Source organism: Stenotrophomonas sp. K-6, assembly GCF_056861555.1.
The window spans coordinates 1-4,580 of the sequence record NZ_JBSPUC010000003.1 but is presented as its reverse complement, the minus strand read 5'-3'; the positions used below and the strand labels follow the sequence as shown (position 1 = coordinate 4,580).

The 4,580-nt window shown below is 66.9% G+C and carries 4 protein-coding genes; all 4 read right to left on the bottom strand.

From position 1 onward, the window contains the following. Positions 1-93: 93 nt before the first annotated feature. Complete coding sequence (locus tag AC13F7_RS10395; protein ID WP_481470870.1) at positions 94-1,119, bottom strand: aspartate-semialdehyde dehydrogenase; 1,026 nt, start codon at positions 1,117-1,119, stop codon at positions 94-96. A gap of 161 nt (positions 1,120-1,280) precedes the next feature. Then, a complete protein-coding gene (locus AC13F7_RS10390; protein ID WP_483000170.1) occupies positions 1,281-2,336 on the bottom strand; it encodes a 2-hydroxyacid dehydrogenase in 1,056 nt (351 codons plus the stop codon). Next, on the bottom strand, positions 2,329-3,432 hold the full coding sequence (aroC, locus tag AC13F7_RS10385) for a chorismate synthase (RefSeq protein ID WP_123730620.1): 1,104 nt from the start codon (positions 3,430-3,432) through the stop codon (positions 2,329-2,331). The genes AC13F7_RS10390 and aroC overlap by 8 nt, the downstream gene beginning before the upstream one ends. Further along, positions 3,429-4,358, bottom strand: coding sequence for a 50S ribosomal protein L3 N(5)-glutamine methyltransferase (prmB, locus tag AC13F7_RS10380; RefSeq protein ID WP_483000168.1), 930 nt, complete (start codon positions 4,356-4,358; stop codon positions 3,429-3,431). Before prmB ends, aroC begins: the two co-directional genes overlap by 4 nt. Positions 4,359-4,580: the final 222 nt, after the last annotated feature.

Genomic DNA, 4,580 nt, shown 5'->3' with positions numbered 1-4,580 from the left:
TTCTGGGGGCCAATTAAACCGCCCCCCCCGGTTTGGGGGTTTTTTGGGGGGGGGGGGGGGGGGGCCCCCCCCCCCCCCCCCCCCACCACGCGATCAGCCTTCGGCAGCGACCAGCTCGGCCAACTGCACGGCATTGAGGGCAGCGCCCTTGCGGATGTTGTCCGAGACGATCCACAGGTTCAGGCCACGCGGGTGCGACAGATCCTCACGGATGCGGCCGACGTACACCGCATCGGTGCCCGAGGCATGCGTGACCGGGGTCGGATAGCCACCGGCCTCATGCTTGTCGACCACCTCCACGCCCGGCGAACGCGCCAGCAGCTCACGCGCCGCGTCCGGGGTGACCTTGTCGCGGGTTTCGATGGTGACCGCTTCGGAGTGACCATAGAACACGGGCACGCGCACGGCGGTCGGGTTCACCAGGATGCTGTCATCGCCGAGGATCTTGCGGGTTTCCCAGACCAGCTTCATTTCCTCCTTGGTGAAGCCGTTGTCCTGGAAATCATCGATGTGCGGGATCAGGTTGAAGGCGATCTGCACCGGGAAGCGCTGCGGATCGATTTCCTGGAAGCTGAGCAGCTGGCCGGTCTGCTTGCCGAGTTCTTCCAGCGCCGAGCGACCGCCGCCGGACACCGACTGGTAGGTGGCCACATTGATGCGCTCGATGCCGTACTGGCGGTGCAGCGGCGCGAGTGCGACCAGCATCTGCATGGTGGAGCAGTTCGGGTTGGCGATGATGCCGCGCGGGCGGTTCTTCAGCGCCTCCGGGTTCACTTCGGAGACGACCAGCGGGACGTCATCGTCGTAGCGGAAGGCCGAGGAGTTGTCGATCACCACGGCACCGGCGGCCGCGAACTTCGGGCCGAACTCCTTGGAGACGCTGCCGCCGGCGGAGAACAGCGCGATGTCCACGCCGTTCGGATCGAAGGTGCTCAGGTCCTGGACCTTGATCTTCTCGCCCTGGTACTCGATCTCGCCACCGGCCGAACGCGAGGACGCGAGCAGGCTCAGCGTGGCGATCGGGAAATTGCGCTCGGCCAGGATGGCCAGCATGGTTTCGCCGACAGCACCGGTAGCACCGACGACGGCGACGTGGAAACGACGATCTGGATTGCTCATGAGAACCTCTGTTTTGTGTACCGACCCGTGGCCGATACGTAACGTGCGTTGGGGATGTGTACCGACCAACGATCGGTACCTGCCGTGCCTTGGAGATATGTGCCGACCCTCGGTCGGTACCTACCGGTTCGGGAACCTCGCCTGTTGGCCAGCGCGGTTCCCTATCGTTTTGCGTCGTCGATTTTTTTGCCGCCCACGGCCGCGTCGCCGGTTTTCACGGCAGCGACCGCGTCGGCGTTGATCGCGCTCGGCGGGCGACCGGCATCCGGCCCCTGCCCCAGTGCGGCGGTGAGGTTGTCCACGGCCAGCTGCACCATCGCCCGGCGCGTAGCCTGGCTGGCACTGCCGATGTGCGGGGTCAGCACGATGTTGTGCAGGGCCAGCAGCTCCGGGCGCACCGTCGGCTCGCCTTCGAACACATCCAGCCCGGCCGCGGCGAGGCGGCCGTTGGCCAGGGCATCGGCGAGCGCCAGCTCATCCACGATGCCGCCGCGGGCGATGTTGATCAGCGTGGCGGTCGGCTTCATCTTCGCCAGTGCATCGGCATCGATGATGTGGTGCGAAGCAGCGTTGTACGGCAGTACCAGCACAAGGTGATCGGCCCGCGCCAGCAGGGTATCCAGGTCCACATACTGCGCGCCGACCTCGGCCTCGGTGGCCTCGGGCAGCTGCGAACGGTTGTGGTACAGCACGCGCATGCCAAAGCCGTGCGCGCCGCGGCGGGCGATGCCCTGGCCGATGCGGCCCATGCCGAGGATGCCCAGCGTGCTGCCGTGGATGTCCGCACCGAGCATGGTCTGGAACGACCATTGCCCCCACTGCCCGTCACGCAGCCAGCGCTCGGATTCGGTGATGCGGCGGGCGGTGGCCATCAACAGTGCGAAGCCGAGATCGGCGGTGGTTTCGGTCAGCACGTCCGGGGTATTGCTGGCCAGGATGCCGGCGGCGCTGAGCGCGTCGATATCCAGGTTGTTGTAGCCCACACCGACGTTGGCGATCGCGCGCAGCTGCGGCGCGTTGGCGATCTCGGCCGCACCGATGCGTTCGTTGAGGGTGATCAGCGCGCCGTCGACGTGGGCCAGCTGTTCGGCCAGCTTCTGCGGCGTATAGCGGGTGACGTCGCCGGTCATGGTCAGGTCGAAATGCTGCCCGAGCTGTTCGACGACATCGTCGAACAGCGGCTGGCTGACCCAGACCTTGGGGCGCCGATCAGCCATCGATCGTGCCCGGGATGCGCGGCGTGATCTCGCCGACATCGCCGCACTGGGCGCGGTGGCGCAGCGCCTGGTCCATCAGCACCAGCGCCATCATCGCCTCGGCGATCGGGGCGGCGCGGATGCCCACGCACGGATCGTGACGGCCGGTGGTGATCACCTCGACCGAGGCACCGCTGGCGTCCACCGTGGCACCGGGCAGGCGCAGGCTGGAGGTTGGCTTGAGCACGATCGAGGCGGTGACCTGCTGGCCGGTGGAGATGCCACCGAGAATGCCGCCGGCATGGTTGCTGGCAAAACCCTGCGGGGTAAGCAGGTCACGGTGTTCTGTGCCCTTCTGCGCGGCGCTGGCAAAGCCGTCGCCGATCTCCACGCCCTTGACCGCATTGATGCTCATCAGCGCGGCGGCGAGATCGCCATCAAGCTTGCCGTAGATCGGCTCGCCCCAGCCCGGCGGCACGCCGTCAGCCACGACGTTGACGCGCGCGCCGACCGAGTCGCCGGACTTGCGCAGCGCATCCATGTAGCTCTCCAGCGCGGGCACCTGATCGGCGACCGGCCAGAAGAACGGGTTGTCTTCCACCGCCGACCAGTCAAACCCGGTCGGGGTGATCTCACCCAGCTGCGAGAGATAGCCACGCACCGTGACGCCATGGCGCTGAAGCAGCCACTTCTTGGCGATGACGCCGGCGGCAACCCGCATGGTGGTTTCGCGCGCGGACGAACGACCGCCACCGCGCGGATCGCGGATGCCGTACTTCTGCCAGTAGCTGTAGTCGGCATGGCCCGGACGAAACTGCTGGGCGATGTTGGTGTAATCCTTGCTGCGCTGATCCGTGTTGCGGATCAGCAGCCCGATCGGGGTGCCGGTGGTACGGCCTTCGTACACCCCGGAGAGGATCTCGATCTCATCGGCTTCGCGCCGCGCGGAGGTGTGCCGGCTCTTGCCGGTAGCCCGGCGCTGCAGGTCGTGGGCGAATTCGTCGGCGCTGATCTCCAGCCCCGGCGGACAGCCGTCCACCACGCAGCCGATCGCCGGACCGTGCGATTCGCCGAAGGTGGTGACGGTCAGCAGTTTGCCGAAGCTGTTGGAACTCACGGCCGCTGCGCTGCCAGTTCGGTAATGCGGGCGTTGTGCGCGATCAATTCGCGGCACTCCACGGCGAAGATGCCCATCTGGCCGACCTTGAACTCGACCCAGCGGAAATCCACTTCCGGCAGCAGCTTGTACAGGTGCTGCTCGGACTCGCCCACTTCACAGATCAGCAGGCCATCCTCGCTCAGGTGCAGCGGGGCATCGCGCAGAATCTTCAGCACCAGGTCCAGGCCGTCGTCGCCGGCACGCAGGCCCATCTCCGGCTCGTAGGCGTACTCCTGCGGCAGGGCATCGGTCTCGTCGTTGGTGACGTACGGGGGATTGGTGACGATCAGGTCGTAGTGACGGCCGGTCAGGCCGTTGAACAGGTCGGACTTGAGCAGGGTGACGTTCTGCGTCTGCAGACGTTCCTTGTTCTCTTCGGCCAGCGACAGTGCTTCGTCGCTGAGGTCGACGCCGTCGACTTCCCAGTTCGGGTAGTAGTGGCCCATGGCGATGGCGATGCAGCCCGAGCCGGTGCACAGGTCCAGGGCGCGATGGACATCGCGGCCGGCCAGCCACGGCTCGAAGCCGCACTCGATCAGTTCGGCGATCGGGGAGCGCGGCACCAGGGCGCGCTGGTCGCTCTTGAAACTCAGGCCGGCGAACCACGCCTCACCGGTGAGGTAGGCGGCCGGGATGCGCTCGTCGATGCGGCGCTGGAACAGCTCCAGCACGCGGACCTTTTCGTCCTGCAGCAGGCGGGCCTGGCCGTAGGCGGGGCCGAGGTCATGCGGGAGGTGCAGGCTGTGCAGGACAAGCTGGGTGGCTTCGTCCAGGGCGTTGTCGTAGCTGTGCCCGAAGGTGAGCCCTGCGGCGTTGAAACGGCTGGTGCCGTAGCGGATCAGGTCGATGATCGTGTGGAGTTCGGCGGCCGTTTCGGCGGTCATGGCGGGGCAACAGGCAATGTGGCCCCCGATTATAGGCGCTGGGGCGGGCCGGGGCATCCGTTGCAGTCGAAACGAGCCGGAGCCCGGGCCACGGCCACGGCGAGGATCAAGACAGAAGCCTAATGCGGCGGTTGCCAGTCCGTGGGCTGGCGTGGCGGGGGTGGGAAGGCGAGACACGCCGTAAACCCATCCTTGGGGGCTCGACAAGCGGCAACCATGCCG